This is a genomic window from Lacipirellula limnantheis (assembly GCF_007746075.1).
Lineage (GTDB): Bacteria > Planctomycetota > Planctomycetia > Pirellulales > Lacipirellulaceae > Lacipirellula > Lacipirellula limnantheis.
Window position 1 is genome coordinate 5,843,826 of sequence record NZ_CP036339.1, and the last position, 17,377, is coordinate 5,861,202.

Consider the following 17,377-nt stretch of genomic DNA (forward strand, 5'->3'; position numbering starts at 1 on the left):
TCCGTGTTTCTGTCGCTAGCTGAGTTCAGCGACGATGTCGTACATGGCGTCGAGGTATTCGAGGGCATCTTCAAGTTCCATCGTCAACGGCGGCGCGACGCGAATGACGCAGCCCGCCAACGGACCCAGGAGGTGAATTGCGCGACCCTGCCGGTCGCCCAGGTAACAACGTTTGACAACTTCCGCAGCGATTTCCTCGGCGGATCTGTCTCCCAGCGGCGCGCAATGGACGCCCCACACCGTGCCTTCGCCGCGCACGGCCCGAATTGCGTCTAACTGAGCAAGCCGCAGCAATCCCGACTCGATAACCAAGGACAACTGCAGGGCATGGTCCATGACGCCGCCGGCTTCGAACTCGTCAAGCGTTGCCAGAACAGCCGCGCACCCTAGCGGATGGGCGCTCCAGGTGTCGCTTGCTTCGCCGTAACGAAGTGCTTCAAGGACGTCGCGACGTCCGGCGACGGCGTCAACCGGCATGCCGTTGGCCATCCCCTTGCCCAGGACGACAAGATCGGGTTCGATGCCGTAGGTCGTGTACGCGTACATGGACCCCGTTCGGCCAAAGTTCGACTGCACCTCGTCGAGAACAAACAGGATATCGTGCTGCCTGCAAAAGCGTTGCAGCATCTGCAAATACTCGACTTGCGGATGATAGGAACCGCCCCCTCCCAGATAAGGTTCGGTGACGAGCGCGCAGATGCGCTGACCATGCCTTGCGTAAATCGACGACAGATCCTCTCGATACGGGGTCAAGTCAATTGGTTCGCGGCGGCGATGAACCGAGAAGCATTCTTCCAGCGGAAAGGCGATGAATTGCACGCGGGGGTCGCGATCGTCATCGGCTTCCGTTCCAGTGACGGCCCCGGCTAGACCTTTCTTTCCATGAAACCCATGGCGCGTCGCGAGGATCATGTCGGCGCCTGGGCGGTGGGCGAGGGCCGCTTTGAGCCCCTTATGCACGGCCTCGCTGCCGCTGGCCGCCCACAGAATCTGCTCGAGCCGACCGCCGCCGGCCTGTGAGCGGAGATTGGCAATCAGTCGACGCGACGCTTCGGCTTCAACCTCCGTGAGCGCGTTGTACGCCGTGAGCGGCGTTGCCGTCAGGTAACGGTCGTTGGCAGGCTCAAAGCTCAATCCCATGTAGCGATTGACGCGACTCCACCAACGGCTCGGATGATGGCCAAGGTTCGCCACCAGCACGCCGGAAGTGAAGTCGGCTAGTTTCCGTCCCTCGGGCGTGTAGTGAAATGAGCCCGAGCTCCTGGCGATGACGGCTCCGCTCGGCGTGTACGTGCGTTGCGAACGAGGCTCAAGTGATTCCAAGGCGCGGCGCTGCACGTCGCTGCGAGGTTCCGTCGGGTCGACGATGAATCGATGCTGGGCGTGCGGCGTGACAGTGGCCAAAATGCTACTTCCTGCGCAATTGTGGAGGAGAGGCGTCGACGCTCGAACTGGCGCTATGGCCGGCGAATGAACAGCTTGACCACGCCATCGATCGGCTTAACTTCAACCGTTTGATATTCGTGGGGACACGGGTCGGCAAACTTCATCCCCCCAAAGTGGACGGGGGACTCAACGTAGCCATGGACGTCGACTTGTGCAATCTCGCCGACTTCGACTTGAAGCCGCACGCCATCCGGCCAGACAAAGGAATTGGCTTCTTGCCTCGGCTGGTCCATTTGCCACCAGCGAACGGGATTGGACGTGTGACGCTCGACCTTCAGGACGCCGGGGCGATGGAGCTCAACCCATTGCTCGCTCACGTCTTGGGCCTTTGGCCCCACGCAACGAATGGCAGCGCGGCGACCGTCGTCGCTGACGAGTAGCTCTTCAACCGGTTCCGGCGGCTTGTTGACGTCGCTGGCTGACGTCAGGTCGACGAACGTTGCGCGCCCGCCGGCATGGACGACGAGGCTTCCCTTGAGCATCGCCACCGCAATCGCACCGGGTTCGAATGACTCGCGGAGATAGGCTTCGTTGACGGCTGGTTCGGGAAATAGGAACGCTCGCGGCAGGTCGGGTTCGACCTCAGCGGGGATGTCCGGGTCGTACCAGAGGAATGCGTAGGGCCCGTATCCGAACAACAACTCTTCCTTGCGCGTCGGCGTGACGAACCGCGTTCGTTGCACTGTGCCGAGCGTCTCGTCCCAAGCGGCCAGGTATTGGTAGATCGGCCGCCGTTGTTCTCGGGCCAAAAAGACAAGCACGGGAGACCAGTAATTGAGTTGTCCGTAGTTCGGACCAAACAGCACCGAACGATTCGGCTCATTGGCGTCGAAACGGGCGGGATGTGGGCCAGCTACTGCAGCGAGGGCCATTTGTCCCGGCAGCGAACGTGGAAACTCTGCAAACAAGTCTCGACCAGTCACCCGACGCAGCGCATCCATGAACTGAATGCGATACATCAGCGTCGAAGCCCAGAAGTTCGACGATTGATCATTCGTTCCACTGGGCGTGAGCGCTTCGGTTAAGAGGTAACCGGTGTGCTTTTCCGTGGCCATCTGCAGCCACGCGTCAGCTTCCGGGACATCTCCTAACAACGCTAGCGCAGCGACGCCCAACGGCGCTGCGTCGACGCTGCCATGATGCTTGTTGTATCCCGCTCCCGCGACGCTCGGATCTTGGAAGAATTGAAAGTACGCACGCAAGACGGGGACGATGGAATCGCGAACTTGCGCTCGCTCTGATTCGGATAGGCGATCGTACAAGAGGTCGTAACCAACGGCGATGCTTTTGACGACTCGAAGCACCGCGTAGGCCTTCCCGGCGTCGGGCGGATTCTCAGACTCATGTCGCCAGACGTCGGCGGCCGCGAGCAGCTGAGATTTTGCCGCGGCAAAGTACGGATCGTCGTCCTCAAAATGGAGGGCGCTGGCAAACGCAAGCGTCTCGACGATGGCGGCGTCGTGCATCGCCGCGTAGAAGCGATCGTAGAGATTCTCGTACTGCGGATCTTCGGCGAGGGTCGGTATCCACTCGGTTCGCGGGGGTTGCTCGCGGCACCAATCGGCGGACGCCAGCAAGTTCTGCCAAATCGCGCCGCCCCCAGCTGCCTGGCGCCTGTGCGCAACGGCGGCGGCGTCATCCGACGAGAAGTACAATCGCGGATGCTCGAAGCGCCCGTCAGTCGCGGGGGGCGCCTCAGCGCCCATTGATGCGGCGGAGAGTGTGGCGAAAGTCCAGGCAACGCTGCAAGCGACGACGACGATAAGCACGCGATGTCGGATCATGGATCAATGCGCCGCCGGGTTTAGAGACTGAAGTTAACGTCGGGATTCGAGCCGGGAGCGATCTCCGTCGTCAGCGTGCTCGCCTCGTTGAATTCAGGGGGAATATACGGCACGACTTCTTCGATGACCTCGACTTGCTCGCTGAGATTCTTGCCGGCGAGGTCGAGGCGCTTCTTTCCCGTTCGCTTATAGCCATGAACTTCGACGCGATTGGTCCCGATCACCGGTCCACGTTCCGAGAACTCGTACCGCCCGTTGACGATCTTGCCCTGCGCATAGAACTTACTCCAGGCCTTGTCGGTAGGCTGGAAAATGATGTCGCCTTGCTCGATTGGATTGCCCTGAAACGTCACCAATCCGGAGACGGTCGCCCGAGCGGGCTGGGCGTCGCCGCAGCCGACGAATGCCGTGAAGAGCGCGCAGAGAGCCATCGCTGCACAGGCGTGAAGAAAACGGTCGGGCATCATGCGCTCCGCGAAGCCTGGGAATGTTGCTTAGAATTCGCCGATGGAATTCTCGTCGCTGATGCGAACGAGATATTCAACCGTGTACTCGTCAATCTCATCGCGAATAAATCTCGCTGAGCCGTCGCACATCGCTACTTGAACGCCTCCCGCGTGACGACTGCTGAAGCCGTAGGGATGACCGTTGATCATCGGCGCCTTCAGGGCGTTCTCGAACCGAGTGGCCGCTACGGCCAGCCCAGCGTAACAGGCTTGTTGATTGCTGCTTGGCGCAGGCAAGGTGGCCCAGAAGGCCTGCGAGAAAAACGTCGTCCCCGTACCCGGATCGACGATGTCGCCAAAGATGCGTTCGCCGATGAGGAACGTATTGGAGGTGCCATCAGTGATTTGCCGAATCGGCGTATCGCTATTGCGATACATCACGCCATTCTGACGAGTTAGTTGCGCCAGCGGCGCCAGCAACGGCAACTGGCGACATGCTCCCACGACGTCGATATTGGTACCGTCGGACTTGTCTGGCAGTTGGCCAAAGTAGCACACGAGACAGGTCGTCCCGCTGCCGACGTAATTAGAGACGGCCAGGGAGGGAATCGCGGGCGTGAATCCTCCGTTGGCGGCGATGGAACTGGAGTTGGCCTCGATCTGGTCGCTCGGGCAGCGATAGCCCGGGAGTTCGGTGGAAATTAGATCAATGTTGTCGACAGCGCCGCCGGGCGTCCCCGCCGTCGACTGCTTGTTGAAATCGAGTTGCGAGTGGAGCGCAGCCTGTTCGACGTACGGCAGGATCACGGCGCCCCAGAGGAAATTTGATTTACGCTCTGCGCGCACGGGATTGTAGTCTTCCAGCCAACCGGGAGCGAAATGATTCTTGGCGGAGTGGTAGTTCTGGAATCCAAGTCCCATCTGGCGCAAATTGTTGGAACACTGCGATCGCCGCGCTGCCTCGCGCGCCGCTTGGACGGCGGGCAACAGCAGGCCGACCAAGACTCCGATGATGGCAATGACGACAAGAAGTTCGACCAGCGTGAAGCCGGTACGGGTCGGCGTCCAGGCTCGCCGTCGATGCCGGCAATAGGTGGCAAAACGCATCCTCATTTCCTTCCTACGCTTATCAGGCCGCTGCCGCAATTGGGATCAATCGAGCGGCGCCGCGCGCCGCCACGCAAAACTATGGCTGTTGCAAGTAACTAAACAGATCGCGTCGCTCTTGCGGAGTGAGTGCTTCCAGAATTCGCTCCGGCATCAGCGAGACTTCGGATTCGGTCAGTTCCTCGATCTCATCGTTGGGGACGTTGATTCGCTTGTTCTCGGCCGTCAGTACGGTGACGCCGGCGCCCGTCTGATCGGCCAGAATCCCGCCCACCACTTGTCCGCTCGTGGTGACGATCACGTGATTGACATATTCGCGGCGAACCACCGCACTTGGGTCAACGATATTGCCTAAAAGGGCCGCCAGATCTTGCCGATTGGCCGACGTCAGATCGGGTCCGATCTTCTGGCCCTCGCCGTGAAGCTGGTGGCACACGCCGCAATGCTTCGCGAAAAGCAGCTTGCCGGCTTGGGGATCGCCTGCCCCCGCGCGCAAATCGTTGCTGAACCGCCGCATCGTCGAGAGCTTTTCCTCCGAGGAACCGGGGCCGACGTTGCCCCAATGTTTGCGAACGAGCGCGTCGATGGCATCGGATCGATGGAGCGCCAGACGGCGGAGCTCTTCGATCGCGACTTCAGCTGGCGGTATGGCTTGGTCGTTGACGAGCCGCAGAAATTGTTCCGACGACGAGGGTCTCGCGAATAGCACTTCACGCACCTGCCGACGAGACTCGGCTGGTAGGCCGTCATAGATCGACAGCAAGTGCTGCGTAATCTCCGGCGAATCGAAACCGGCGAGGAGCGCGAGCGCTCCCTCCAATTGTTGCGGTGAGGCCGCGGGCGATACCATCGGCAGCAGCAGTGGGACCAGGTCTGGTCGACCAAATTCGCGTAGCAGCGCGATCTGCTGCGCATCGAGCGGTGCGGCCGCCGATCCAACCTTTCCCCGCAGGTCGGCATACGCCTGATCATCGCCTAGTCGCAAGGCAATTTCGAGGAGCGAGGCTTCGTCCCGCCGCGTATGCCACAAGTTGAGCAGGTGGTCACGCAGCGGACCGCTGACCTGCTCAAAGTGACGCGTCTGAAGCGCCGGAGCGCCTTCGCCGGGTTGCGCCTGTTGGTCGTAAAGCCCGCCTTGGGTGATCTCTTCGAACCCCTTGGCGCGCTCCGAAAGCCCCTGCCGAACAGCGTCGTACGCTGCGTCCTGCTGCGCGGCGGGAACCGAGGCCAGCAGTTGATCGCAGGCATCGTAGCCGGCGGCCGAACCGTCCGCCGCCCAGCGTCGCAGCAAGCGGAGCGAATTAGCAGCTCTGGGGCCTGAAGACCAAGCCTCCTTGCTACTGCACATCTGGAGAAGTTCGGGAATGTCGGACATCGCCTTCGATTCAATCGCCCACCAGAGGAGCCACGGCACGCGCGGATCGTCGGCGCCGGCGCCGCGCTGCAGCAACTGATCGACAATGGTCAAGCATTGTGGGCCAGGCAGCCGTTTGGCGGATGCGGCAAGTTGGGCTAGCACTCGGGGGTTGTCTTCCGCCTTCGCGGCATTTAGCAGGGCCTCGAAATCGCGTTCAGAAACATCGCGGCGATCTCCCAACAGGCGGATCGCCCAGTAGCGGACGTACTCCGCAGGATGAGCGACAAGCTCCGCCGCTAGCGCGCCGTCGAGGGCGCCGACGGCGTTCAGCGCCCACAGACCCTCGAGCGCCAGTTGGGCGTCGTTCGACTGGCGAACCATTTCCTTGAGTTGAGGCACGACAGTCTGGTCGCGGCGATTCGCCAGTTCGACCCGCGCGCGATCGACCCGCCAACGGTTTGGCGACCTGAGTAGTTCAACAAGCTGAGTCGATGAGAGGGCGGCTAAGTCGATCGGTTCCGCAGGAGCCTGATCGACGGCTTCAATTCGATAGATTCGTCCGTTGGAGCGGTCCCAGTTCGCATCTGGATCGGGGTGCGCCGTACGTTGGTCAAAGAAGTCGCTGACGTAGGCCGATCCGTCAGGGCCGATGCAGACGTCGGTCGGACCGCTCCACGCGTCGTGGGTGTTGACTAGCTCGCCGCCGTAGGTTGCACGGACGGTGCTGCCGTTAGGCGTTAGATTCCACCACGACACGGTGTGCCCGAGAAAGTTTCCCGCGACGAACGTCCCCTTAAGCCTTTCAGGTAGGGCGCCGCCGTTGTAGATCGTCCCGCCAGTCGGCGGTCCGCCAGGCGCCTGATCGCATTCTTGCTGCGGGAAGTAATGGTAGGCAAATAAATTGTGGAGCGGGCCGTGCTTGCCAAAGCTTTTGTAGAAGTACCCCCCTTGCACCGCATGAACGAACGGTCCGCCGTTGGTCGAATAGAAAAGCTCGCCGTTGGCGTCGAAGGTCAGCCCATAGCAGTTAAGCCCCCCCTCGCAAAAGAGTTCAAACTCTTTGGAGAGCGGATGGTAGCGCCAACAGCCCTGTTGAAACTCCAGTCCATTGATGCGGCAGGTCGTCGTGCTGCCGTTCACGCCGTAGAGCCAACCGTCAGGCCCCCAAGTGAGATGATTGGCCATCGACTGGGCGTCTTCCATGCCGAAGCCTGTAAGCAGCACCTCGGGGTCGCCGTCGGGAACGTCGTCTCGGTTTTTATCGGGGTAGAACAGCAAATAAGGGGGTTGCAGGACATAGACGCCGCCGTGCCCAAACTCCACGCCCGTCGCGAGATTGAGGCCGTAGACAAAATCTTTTGCCGCGTCGGCGTGACCGTCGCCATCGTGGTCAGTGAGGATGGTGATGCGATCCGCACCTTTGGGACCGCGCGGCGGCGGCTCGGGAACTCGATCGTAAACCGTTCGCGACCAGCGATCGACTTTGACGCGTTGGAGGCCTGCGGGGTTCGGGTACTGCAGATATTGAATCGTCCAGACCCGTCCGCGGTCGTCGCATTTGACGAAGATCGCTTGTCGGACCTCGGGTTCGCTGGCAAATAATTTGACGCGGACGCCGTCAAGCGCCGTGATGTGCTCTTCAGCTTCAGTCGGATCAAATCCTTGTCCGTGTGAAGCACTCTGCAACGAGAGGGCGACGAGAAGAATCAGGATCTCAAATCGACTGCTCATGGCTCCGTGTTTCGCTTTCCGATCACTGCATCGATGAATTCGTAAGCCGCCTCGCGACTTTCGCTGGGGAAGTCGTGTTCCGCATCCGGATAAACGGCGGCCAGTCGGTCCTGAGCGCCCAAAAGCGCGTAGATGGGAGCAGCCGCCGCCATCGTCTCGCGCACGCCGACGACGTCGAAATTGGAGTCTCGCAGCGGCGCAACAACGAAAACGCCTCGGGGAGCGATCGCGGTGATGATCTCCGGGAAGTCAAACGGCATTTTTTGCGGGCAGAGGCCATACTCCGACGCGATGCGCGGCATGTACCGCGGACCTGACCAGCCGGTGAGATCGCCGCCCATGTAGCGTGCGAACCGGGTAAATCCGCAGCAGGTGACCACTGCTTTGAGCCGATCATCGAACAAGGCGGTGAAGAGGCCGTTGTGACCGCCGAGCGAATGCCCGATGCAGCCGATGCGTTCCGGGTCCACCTCGGGAAGCGACTGCAGCACGTCGATTGCGCGGGTATTGTCGTAGATCGCCTTCATCGACCCGCTGACGTACTCATCAGCTTCAAAATCGTAACCGTACTCTCCAAGGGAAGGATAGTCTGGCGCGAGAGTCACGTAGCCGCGCCGAGTCAATTCCAAGGCGTAGTGAAGACTGGGGCGATCAGCCAATCCGACAGGTTGATCCTTCCCGGGAGTCGTCGTTTGATGGAGGCAGAGAACGGCTGGAAGCGAATGACGCTCCGCTGGGGCAACGGTCTTCGGGAGGAGCAGCCAAGCGGTGACGCGCTGATCGGATCGATCGGTATGGTAGGCGATTTTGCGACGAATGTAGTCATCTTCAACAATCTCTTCGAGCACCTCGACGTCCAGGGGCTGGGCAATGGCTGGTCGTGGAAACGTCCCCATGACTTCCTCGACGGCAGCGACGATTTGTTTGCGCCGCTGGTCCCAGTCCGCCGGCGCCTTGATCGCGACGCGCTGACCGGCGTCGTCAATCAGGTAGGTCAGATCGAGACGATCGCCGTACCTGGAATTCGAGCGATCGATAGCGTTGGTTTCTTCGCTGAACGTGAGCGTGCCGAAGCGATGCGGCGCGTGGAAGGCGGGCGTCGGCGAGTCGACGGCGGACCACTGACTGTACTGCTGATTCACCTCTCCGCCATGTCGATTGAAGTTAGCCCGCCACTCAGTTCCTTCCTCTGGCGGATACTCCGCCATAAACTCCCGAAAGTTAGCGAGCGGGATCACTGTTTCCGTGACCCAGCAGCGATCCTCGTCAGAGTCGTCGTTGACCGTGCCTTCCGTCTGGCCTTTGACCTGAACGCCATCGGCGTTCCATTCCACGCGGCCTCCTTCCGCGCCGTTGGGCCGGTGTCCGTCGACGTAGCCGCCCAGAACGTTCCACTCGACGTTGAAGTACCGCTTTGGCAGCGAAGCGTCTGGCGAAACCATGATCTCGATGCAATCGTCCTGCGCGACTGCGCCGTCATGCTCGGCGGCGCGGGCCGCGATATGACGATCGTCGCAGACGCAGCCGATGTACAGGTTCTCGGCGTCCCAGAGTAGTTTGACGACTGAGTTCTCGCGGGCTCCCTCCTTGAACCACGGAAATTGGAATTCGCCAATCGACGTTGCGTTACGCCAGTCTGCTTCGTCGAGGCGCCCGTCAATCACAATCGGTTGGGATGCGCGGTAGATGACAGAACTTGGCAGAGCTCCACGCTCTGCCGCTATGCTGGCTGCTTGCGAACTGCAGATGATGCATAGCACCCTCAGCAGCGTGCCAATCCGCATCGCAAGTATTGTGCGGAGACGCATCATTCCAAGCCGTAAGCCTCATCAAGTTCGACGCCGAGCAGGAATTCGTCGGCATCCGCTGTCGAGCCGGCCCAGGCGTGCCAATCCTCTAAAGCCGCATCGGAAATCGCGTGCGTCTTCGTGTTAGGGGACGGAATGACGCCCTCTGCACGATCGCTATCAGTGCCGCCAACAGATTTCATCTTTCGCTGCGTCTGGACGAGGAATTCGTCGAAAACAAGCGCCAGCGGAGACTCGTTTTGCTCTGACTCTCCAGGGGCTAATTGCAGCCCTACTAGTCCTTGGAGCCAGCTGACGTTCGCCGTAGTCGGCATCCTTAGCGACTCTTGGGCCACAGGGATGCTTTCATTCGACTCAATGACGTCACTTGCAACTGTTATGCTCAGCGCTGACGACGCCAACGCCGCTGCGGGTGTGCCAATGCCGTACACCATCCCGCTTGTCGAAACGACGACGATCTCCAGCAGGCCGTCGCCATTGGCATCGGCCAGAACGGGCGAACCGAGATATCCATTATCTGGCGTGAAGGTCCATTCGATGGATCCAGATGTGCCGCCGGGATTGGCGCCGACGACATAGAGCGTGCCGTTGATGGCGAAAATCGACTCGACTCGGCCGTCATTGTCGACGTCCCCGGAGATCGAAAGCGTCGGCGTATCGGTATAGGCGCCGCCGACCGGTGCATGGGCCCGTCCAGGCAAGTTGACCGTCCACAGTAGTGCGCCAGTCTTGGCGTCATAGGCATGAAACCGCGATTGAGTGTCGACCCCCGGCGCCGAAGGATGCCCCACGCTGAGCAGATCAAGGTCTCCGTCGCCGTCGACGTCGCCGACCCCTTGGATAAACCCTGGCGTGTTGTCATAGATGAATGGCGTGTGCCAGACGTCCACCCCCGATTTTGTCATCAGGCCAAGCTGCGAGTATCCCCCCGCGAACAGAATCGAATCTGTTTGGTTGTTCATGAAGTCGGCGACGATGGGAGTGCCGTAGAGCGGAGATCCGCCGGCAAAAACGCCCCCATTGTAAATCGAGCGATCGATCAGATTGTCACCGTCGCCGTCGACGACGTAGAACATATCGGGATGCACATTGACGGCCTCATCAAGGCCGTCTCCATCCCAGTCGTACACGACCATCTGCGCTTCGCCGGCGTTTCGCAGCACGGGGCTGCTCCCGACGGAGTTACCATAGGAGCGAGTCCACACGAGCGATCCGTTGCGGCCGTCGAGCAACTGAAACTCGCCTGTGCCGCCGCTGCCGCGCATCAATTGCACGAGGACGTCTTCGTACTCCGTGCTGCGGAAATGGCCGGTGCGCCATAGCGTTAGTCCCGGCTGATTCCACTGGCGCGTCCCTCCCGGCACATCGAAATCATGCGTCCATACGGCCGTACCGTTGGACGCAGCAGCCACTAACCTGGCCTGTCCAGCCGGTCCTTCGGCGGCGAATAGCGTTTCCAGCTTGCCGTCGCCGTTCACGTCTGCGAGCGCGGCGCCGCTGTATTCATGCTGGCCTTGAAATTGCGTCGCTCCCGTAAAGCCGCCAATCCCTGGTTGGCTCCAAACTCGATCGACGGAGCCGTCCAGATTGGGTTGCAGCGCAACCATCGACTGCGAGCCGCCTTGGACGACAACCGTCGGCGCGCTTGTGGGACCATCGAGTCGCCCCACAACGACGCTTGAACGCGGCGGCGCTCCCTTTTGCGAGGTAACTGGATTGCCGAAGAAGCCGGTCAACTCGACGGCGTTGGGTGCGCGGGCGCCGACGTGAGTCCGCCATGATTCCAAGTCGCCGGCGTCTACCACGCCGTTGCCGTTGCCGTCGGCGCCGGCGCCCGGGACGACCGAAAGTCCCAGTTGGCGCTGCCAGCTGAGGAAGTCGTTGCCGTCGACGACGCCGCTACCGTCATAGTCTCCAGTGGCCAGTCCGGCAGTTCCGAGAAACTCCGTGGAGAACAAGACGCTCGCCTGCCCGGAAGAGGCTTGCCTCACGGCCGTAACGCTCAAGTTAACCCCAGTTGCCCCGCCGATCGCCGTCGCTCCGCCTGTTCCGGTAAGTTGCCACGCCGTGATCTCCGTCGTCGCGGCCTGCGCGTCGAGTGACCGACGAGTGAAGAACGTCTCGGGCTGACCGGCGGCCAATCGTCCCGTGAGCAAATCGCTTTTGCCGGTCGAGGTTGCGCTGTTGACGTTGAGCGGAAAATCAGCCAAGTCTGCGCGGACGAACGCAGCATCTGGCTGGCTCCAGAGCGTGGCAAATCCAGCTCCGGTCCAATCCAGAATTTGGACCGTCGATGCCGCCGGTATCAACGCTCCGTCAGTCGCTTGGACGAACAGTTCAAAATCGCCGTCGCCGTTGACGTCTCTCGCACCCTCAATCACGCGATCAATCAGATTGTACAGGATCGCGCCATTGGCCGAATCGAACACGAGGAGGTGCCAACGCTGATCACCGGTCTCGTTATAAATGGAGGTGATGATCTCCGGTCGACCATCCCCCGTGACGTCGCGGACGGGGAACGCCATGGGGCGGTGGCTGGTTTGCTTGCCTGCGAGTCGCGGGTCGAAGACGTGAGTCCATAGCTGGACGAGGTTGCCGCTGCCGTTCCAGCCCATCACGCTAATGTAGTCCTGGAAATCGCCGATCACGACGAGTTCCTGCCGCGCGTCGCCAGTTAGGTTATAAGCTCCGAGCCAGCCATACCCGCGCCCCGACTCATTGGCAGCAGGCTTGTAGACGCCAGTCCGCTCCAGAGCGCCGGTATTGATGTTAAGGATATAGAGGCTGGTCCACGGCACGACCGCCACTTCATTGACGCCGTCGTTGTCAAAATCCCCAACCGTCAGATTAGGGATGCCAAACATCGATGGAATCTGGGCCGATTGCCACTGCTGAACCCAGGCGCCGTTCTGAAAGACGGAGAGTCGAATCACTCCCTGACCGAAGGTCGGATCGAAGACCTCGCCCTCGATCTTTTCCATCAGCCCGTTGCCCGGGATGAAATCACCCACGCGACGGATTGACGATGTCGCCTGCGCGACGAGCGTCCCGTTCCCAGCTAGATCAAAATAGGGCCCGCCGATGCCCCACGACGCAGTCTCGGCGGCCGACATGGCAAGCGTCGCCGTTGGGATTGGGACGACGTCGGCGCCGCTTGCGGGAGCAGCCGCGACCAGAGCGGACTGTGAGCCAATATACTCCGACCACAGAATTTCAGGAGATGCCAATACATTTTGCGCTACAGTCGCCTCGCCCGTCAGGCGCTTGTTGCCGCGATGCTGATACCATTGCAAGAGGTCCGTCGGTTCGCCGCTGGGAGGCGTCCAGGGTTCAGGCGATGCTGCGGCGTTGACGACGGTGATGTTATCGACGTAGACCGGCGCCGAACTCGCTGGGTAGGCGCCGAAAAACCCCATCATATTGACGCCGGTAGCGCCCGCTCGCCACGGCCGGTTGGGACTCCCGCCGGCGTTGACGAGCGTCCCATTGACTGTCAGCCGATACGTCTGCGTCGCTCCATCTAAATCGTACCGCAGGTGCAGCAGCGAGTTTGGCGTGATCGACGCGAGAAACGTTCCTGTATTGTCGTCGAGGATAAATCCCTGAGGCGCGCCAGGATTAATGCGAAAGCTGTTCCAGATAGTCGTATCGTTGACGGTCGTCGGGGCCGTGCGCCCAGCGCCGCCGTAGCCCAACCGGAAATCGAGAAACGTCCAATCCCTGGAGCCCGCCGGCGGCAAGTATACGTCGAACTCAACTGTGCCCGTTTGAAAGGCGTGCGGGTCGTCCGAGAATTCTGAGCGCCAGCTAACGATCGGCTGTGCGGCGCCGACGTCGTCAATTACGAGGGATTTGTTGGCGGCGCCGCCGAAGGGCGCGGAGTAAGCGCCGCCCGGGCCAGCCACCTGAATAAATGACTCCGGCCCAACAGCATTCCAAAACTGATCAGCGCTGTTCGGTTGAGCGCCGACGACATCGTCTTGAAAGTCCTCGCTCAGAATCGTGACGCTCAGCGCGAGACGAGACTCAAGCAACTCAAACTGGCTGGGTCGTGAGCGCGACGACTCTCGGCATGCGGTTCGACGAGTCGCTTGATCTGCGTTCTTGGGAAACATGCGAAACTGCTACTACTAATACTATTGAGGCGGCCGTTGTGATGAGCGTTAAGCAGCGAGAACCAGTGCGCGGCGGCGCCTGCAAGCAGCCGAGATTGCCGTGAGAACAAATACCGTCGGCAGCGCCAACGCTGGTTCGGGCACGACTGAGCTCGTCGGCCGTGCCGCAGGGCTGCCGAAACCCTCTCGCCAAACGGCCAAGTCGCCGGCGCCGATCTGCCCATCGCCATCGCCATCGGCGCCAGTTCCAGCCGCCGGCATTTCGGCAAACGTCCGTTGCCAGACAAGAAAGTCAGCTCCATCGACGGCCAGGTCGCCGTTGTAATCGCCATTTCCCAAGGGCGGCAGGTCGTTGTTGATGACTACCAAGTTGTCGATATAAGCGTTCGACGCGCCGCCCGAGAAAAAAGCGCTGGCATCGGAGTAGAACGCGAGAATATTAATGCCCGGCGCCCCCGGAACCCAATAGTTTGACGACTCGCCGGTTTGCGACCACGTGATCGGAGCACCGTTGATCTTGATTCCGTAACGCTCGGTCGTCGGCGTGCCGTCGCCATCGTCAATCTCAATGGCGACGTGAAATGGTCGATCGGGACCGAAGAGGTCGTCGCTCCCGTCAGTAAACGTCGGCTCGAATCCGATCGAATAGCGTCCGCCGGCGTCGACGATCTGGTCTCTCGGTTCGGGCTCGCCGAAAATGTTCTGAATGCGAAAGTTGGGCCACACCGTCACGTCGCCGACCGACGTAACTTCCGATCGATCGGGACCGCCAAAGCCAGCCCGTACCTCAAAAAACGACCAGAACTTTCCACCCGGCGCTCCCAAGACTGGAAGCGGCTTCTCCATCCAAGCGTCAAACTCAATGACGCCATTACGGAACGCGGTCGGATCGTCGCCGAAAATCGAAGTCCACGCAATTCGCGACTGCGTGGCGCTATTGGGATTGTGAATCACCAGACTTTGGTTCCCGGGACCAAACGGGTCGGCAAAGGCTCCACCGGTGACAACAATCCGGGCAGGTTCGGTCGCCGGATTGACGAAAGAAACGTAACCAACTTGGTAGTGGTCGGCGCTGGCCGGTTGGGCGTCAGGCTGATCGCTTTCGAAGTCTTCGCGAAGGATCACCCTGGCGCCTGCGGCACGGTTTGTATCGAGCAGTCCCGCCGAACATGACGTGAATGCGAATAGAGCTGCCAACAGACTCCCGAACTTACTGCCCAAGAGGCTCGTTCGTTTGTTCATTTCAACAGGCTCCGGGTCCTCATACGGCCGAGCGATTCCAAATCATTGCCATCAGGGCAGAGAACGTAGGTCGCCAGTCGTTAGCCGAGCGATCTCGCCGCGAGCATCATTCGACGACGAGCTGCGACGTAAAATGCCGAACCGAGCAACGACATGCAAACTCCAGTCGGCTCAGGGATCGACGAAATCGCCGCGGTTGCAGCGCCTGCGCCAAAGTTCGTTTGCCAGATGCTAAGATCAGCGGCGTCGACGACGCCGTTGCCGTTGCCATCGGCGCTGGTTCCCGGCGTGACCGCGGCGCCCAGTAGCGACTGCCACAGCAGAAAGTCGGCTCCGTCGACGCGAGAGTCGCCGTTGTAGTCTCCATTGCCTAGCGGGGAGAGGTCGTCGTTGATCACGACGAGATTGTCCATATAAACGTTGGTAGCCCCTCCCGAGAAGAACGCGCTGGCGTCCGTCAGGAACGACACCACGTTCACGCCAGGCGCGCCTGGCGCCCAGGGGTGCTCCATCGCCCCGTCCTGCAGCCAAGTGATCGGCGTGTCGTTGATGTAGAAGGTCGACGTTTCGTTGCCGACGGTCCCATCGAAGACGATCTTTACATGAAACGACAGATCTGGGCCCATCAGCCCCGGCGAGGGATCGGTGTACGTCGTTTGCAGCCCCACGGTGAATTGAGCCCCGGCATCGACGACGCTCTCCACCGGCTCGGGTACGCCAAACACGTTCTGGATGCGAATGTTGTTCCAGACAGTTACGTCCCCGTTCGTCGAAACTCCCGATCGCTCGGCGCCGCCATAGCCGATGCGAGCGTCAAGGAATGACCAAAATTTTCCCCCAGGAGCGCCAAGCTGCGGGAGGGGCTTCGCCATCCAGAGATCAAACTCGATCGAGCCATTGCGGAATCCGGCGGGGTCGTCATCGAAAATTGACGTCCAAGTGATTGCCATCTGGGCGGCGCTGTTCGGGTTATGGAACACCAGACTTTGATTATCAACGGCGAACGGATCGGGGAAGGCCCCGCCCGAAACGGCGATTTTCGCTGGTTCCGTATTTGGATTCACGAAGCCGACGACGCTGCGGGCGTAGAAGTCGGCGCTTGCCGGCAACGTGTCTGGGAGGTCGCTCTCAAAGTTCTCGGATAGAATCACTCTGGCCCCATGGGCAGTCGGAGCAAGAACCAAGGTTCCCAAGAGAACCGCCAACGGGGCAAGAAGTGAGCTGACTCGCCGCTGGTAATCAACGTGTTCCACGATGTGCGCTCCTGACTTCAATTCGGCCGACACTTGTAACAACGGAAGAAAACCTCGCGGAACTGGCCGTGCAATCGACCAGTCCCGCGAGCAACTGGTGAGGTTACCGACGACGCCGGCGCCCGACGGCTGCAAATGCCGCCAGCGCCGTTGCCCCCAAACCGAGCGTTGCCGGCTCTGGCGTCGCGGTCACCTTCAAGTTGTCGAGGTAGAAGGGATTGTTCGTAAGAAAGTTAGGCCCGAACGCTGAACCGATGGCGAGCACGTTAAAGCCTTTTCCGGCGCCCGTCGCGCGCCACGGAACGAACTTCGATCCATCCTTTTCCACATAGTTGCCATCGACCTGCAGCGTGTAGGTCTCATTCGGCAAAACGGTGTACTTCACTGAGTGCACCGTGTCGGGAAGGATCGGATGACCGTTTGACGGACCAAACGCGTTATCGAAGAAGTAGTAGCCAACGCCGTCCTGAACGCGAAAGTTACCATACACGATCGTATCGCCGGCAGTATTCGGAAACGCCGTGTTAAATCCGATCCGCAGGTCGACGTAGGTCCAAAATTTTTGATCGACGCCGTTGACGACGTCATTGTTCAGATACAAGTCGAACTCGAGCGTACCTTCACGGTAGGTATTGCCCGGCTGCCCCAGTTCGTTGTTCCAAACGGCGAACGGCCAGACGTTCGGATTGGCGGAACCGCCATTGAAGTTGTCGAACACCAGGCTGTGGTTGCCGGACGGTCCGAACGGTTCGGTGTAACTGCTGCCGGGCCCCACCACTTCCATGTCGGAACCGGGGCCGTTGGCGCCTAAAGCGATGTCGATTGTGTTGGCAATCGTGCCAACTGCGTCATCGTCAAAGTTCTCGTCCAGCAGGACTGCTGCTCGGCTCAGAGGGGCGAGCGTGATCGCCAAGGCGGTAGCACACAGTAGAAGAGCAACACGATTCAATCTCATTGGGCTAACCTCTTCCGGACGATGCCGAAATCAAAGGAATGGGCAGCCTCAACGGTTTGTTGAGGCGACAACATGGCCCTTCGCCAATCATGCGAAGGCGCCGGCGTTACCAAACTCAGTCTTATAAAAAGAC

General features: G+C 60.4%; 10 protein-coding genes. All 10 read right to left on the reverse strand.

Annotated elements, in window-relative coordinates:
• Positions 1-15: 15 nt before the first annotated feature.
• A complete protein-coding gene (locus I41_RS22730; protein ID WP_210421038.1) occupies positions 16-1,404 on the reverse strand; it encodes an aminotransferase class III-fold pyridoxal phosphate-dependent enzyme in 1,389 nt (462 codons plus the stop codon).
• Positions 1,405-1,457: 53 nt separating this feature from the next.
• The gene (locus I41_RS22735; protein ID WP_145435230.1) at positions 1,458-3,230 is read right to left on the reverse strand and encodes a DUF4962 domain-containing protein; all 1,773 of its coding nucleotides are present in this window, start codon (positions 3,228-3,230) and stop codon (positions 1,458-1,460) included.
• Positions 3,231-3,250: 20 nt separating this feature from the next.
• Positions 3,251-3,694 carry a hypothetical protein gene (locus tag I41_RS22740; protein ID WP_145435231.1) on the reverse strand — a complete coding sequence of 148 codons (444 nt, stop codon included), beginning with the start codon at positions 3,692-3,694 and terminating at the stop codon, positions 3,251-3,253.
• A 30-nt stretch (positions 3,695-3,724) separates the two neighbouring features.
• Positions 3,725-4,783, reverse strand: coding sequence for a DUF1559 domain-containing protein (locus tag I41_RS22745; protein WP_168207100.1), 1,059 nt, complete (start codon positions 4,781-4,783; stop codon positions 3,725-3,727).
• Positions 4,784-4,862: 79 nt separating this feature from the next.
• Entirely contained in the window at positions 4,863-7,871 is a 3,009-nt protein-coding gene (locus I41_RS22750; RefSeq protein WP_145435235.1) for a PVC-type heme-binding CxxCH protein, read from the reverse strand.
• Positions 7,868-9,679: a carbohydrate-binding family 9-like protein gene (locus tag I41_RS22755; protein ID WP_168207101.1), complete on the reverse strand. Its 1,812-nt coding sequence runs from the start codon at positions 9,677-9,679 to the stop codon at positions 7,868-7,870. The genes I41_RS22750 and I41_RS22755 overlap by 4 nt, the downstream gene beginning before the upstream one ends.
• Entirely contained in the window at positions 9,679-13,713 is a 4,035-nt protein-coding gene (locus I41_RS22760) for an FG-GAP repeat domain-containing protein (RefSeq protein WP_145435239.1), read from the reverse strand. The genes I41_RS22755 and I41_RS22760 overlap by 1 nt, the downstream gene beginning before the upstream one ends.
• A 129-nt stretch (positions 13,714-13,842) precedes the next feature.
• Positions 13,843-15,036: a hypothetical protein gene (locus I41_RS22765; protein ID WP_145435240.1), complete on the reverse strand. Its 1,194-nt coding sequence runs from the start codon at positions 15,034-15,036 to the stop codon at positions 13,843-13,845.
• 80 nt (positions 15,037-15,116) lie between these two features.
• A complete protein-coding gene (locus I41_RS22770; RefSeq protein ID WP_145435242.1) occupies positions 15,117-16,289 on the reverse strand; it encodes a dockerin type I domain-containing protein in 1,173 nt (390 codons plus the stop codon).
• A gap of 103 nt (positions 16,290-16,392) precedes the next feature.
• The gene (locus tag I41_RS22775; protein WP_145435244.1) at positions 16,393-17,244 is read right to left on the reverse strand and encodes a PEP-CTERM sorting domain-containing protein; all 852 of its coding nucleotides are present in this window, start codon (positions 17,242-17,244) and stop codon (positions 16,393-16,395) included.
• Between the last annotated feature and the right edge of the window lie 133 nt (positions 17,245-17,377).

Coding starts and splice junctions, on each gene's coding strand:
- I41_RS22735 (WP_145435230.1), bottom strand. CDS start 3,230: ATGATCCGACATCGCGTGCTTATCGTCGTCGTCGCTTGCAGCGTTGCC.
- I41_RS22740 (WP_145435231.1), bottom strand. CDS start 3,694: ATGCCCGACCGTTTTCTTCACGCCTGTGCAGCGATGGCTCTCTGCGCG.
- I41_RS22745 (WP_168207100.1), bottom strand. CDS start 4,783: ATGCGTTTTGCCACCTATTGCCGGCATCGACGGCGAGCCTGGACGCCG.
- I41_RS22750 (WP_145435235.1), bottom strand. CDS start 7,871: ATGAGCAGTCGATTTGAGATCCTGATTCTTCTCGTCGCCCTCTCGTTG.
- I41_RS22755 (WP_168207101.1), bottom strand. CDS start 9,679: ATGCGTCTCCGCACAATACTTGCGATGCGGATTGGCACGCTGCTGAGG.
- I41_RS22765 (WP_145435240.1), bottom strand. CDS start 15,036: ATGAACAAACGAACGAGCCTCTTGGGCAGTAAGTTCGGGAGTCTGTTG.
- I41_RS22775 (WP_145435244.1), bottom strand. CDS start 17,244: ATGAGATTGAATCGTGTTGCTCTTCTACTGTGTGCTACCGCCTTGGCG.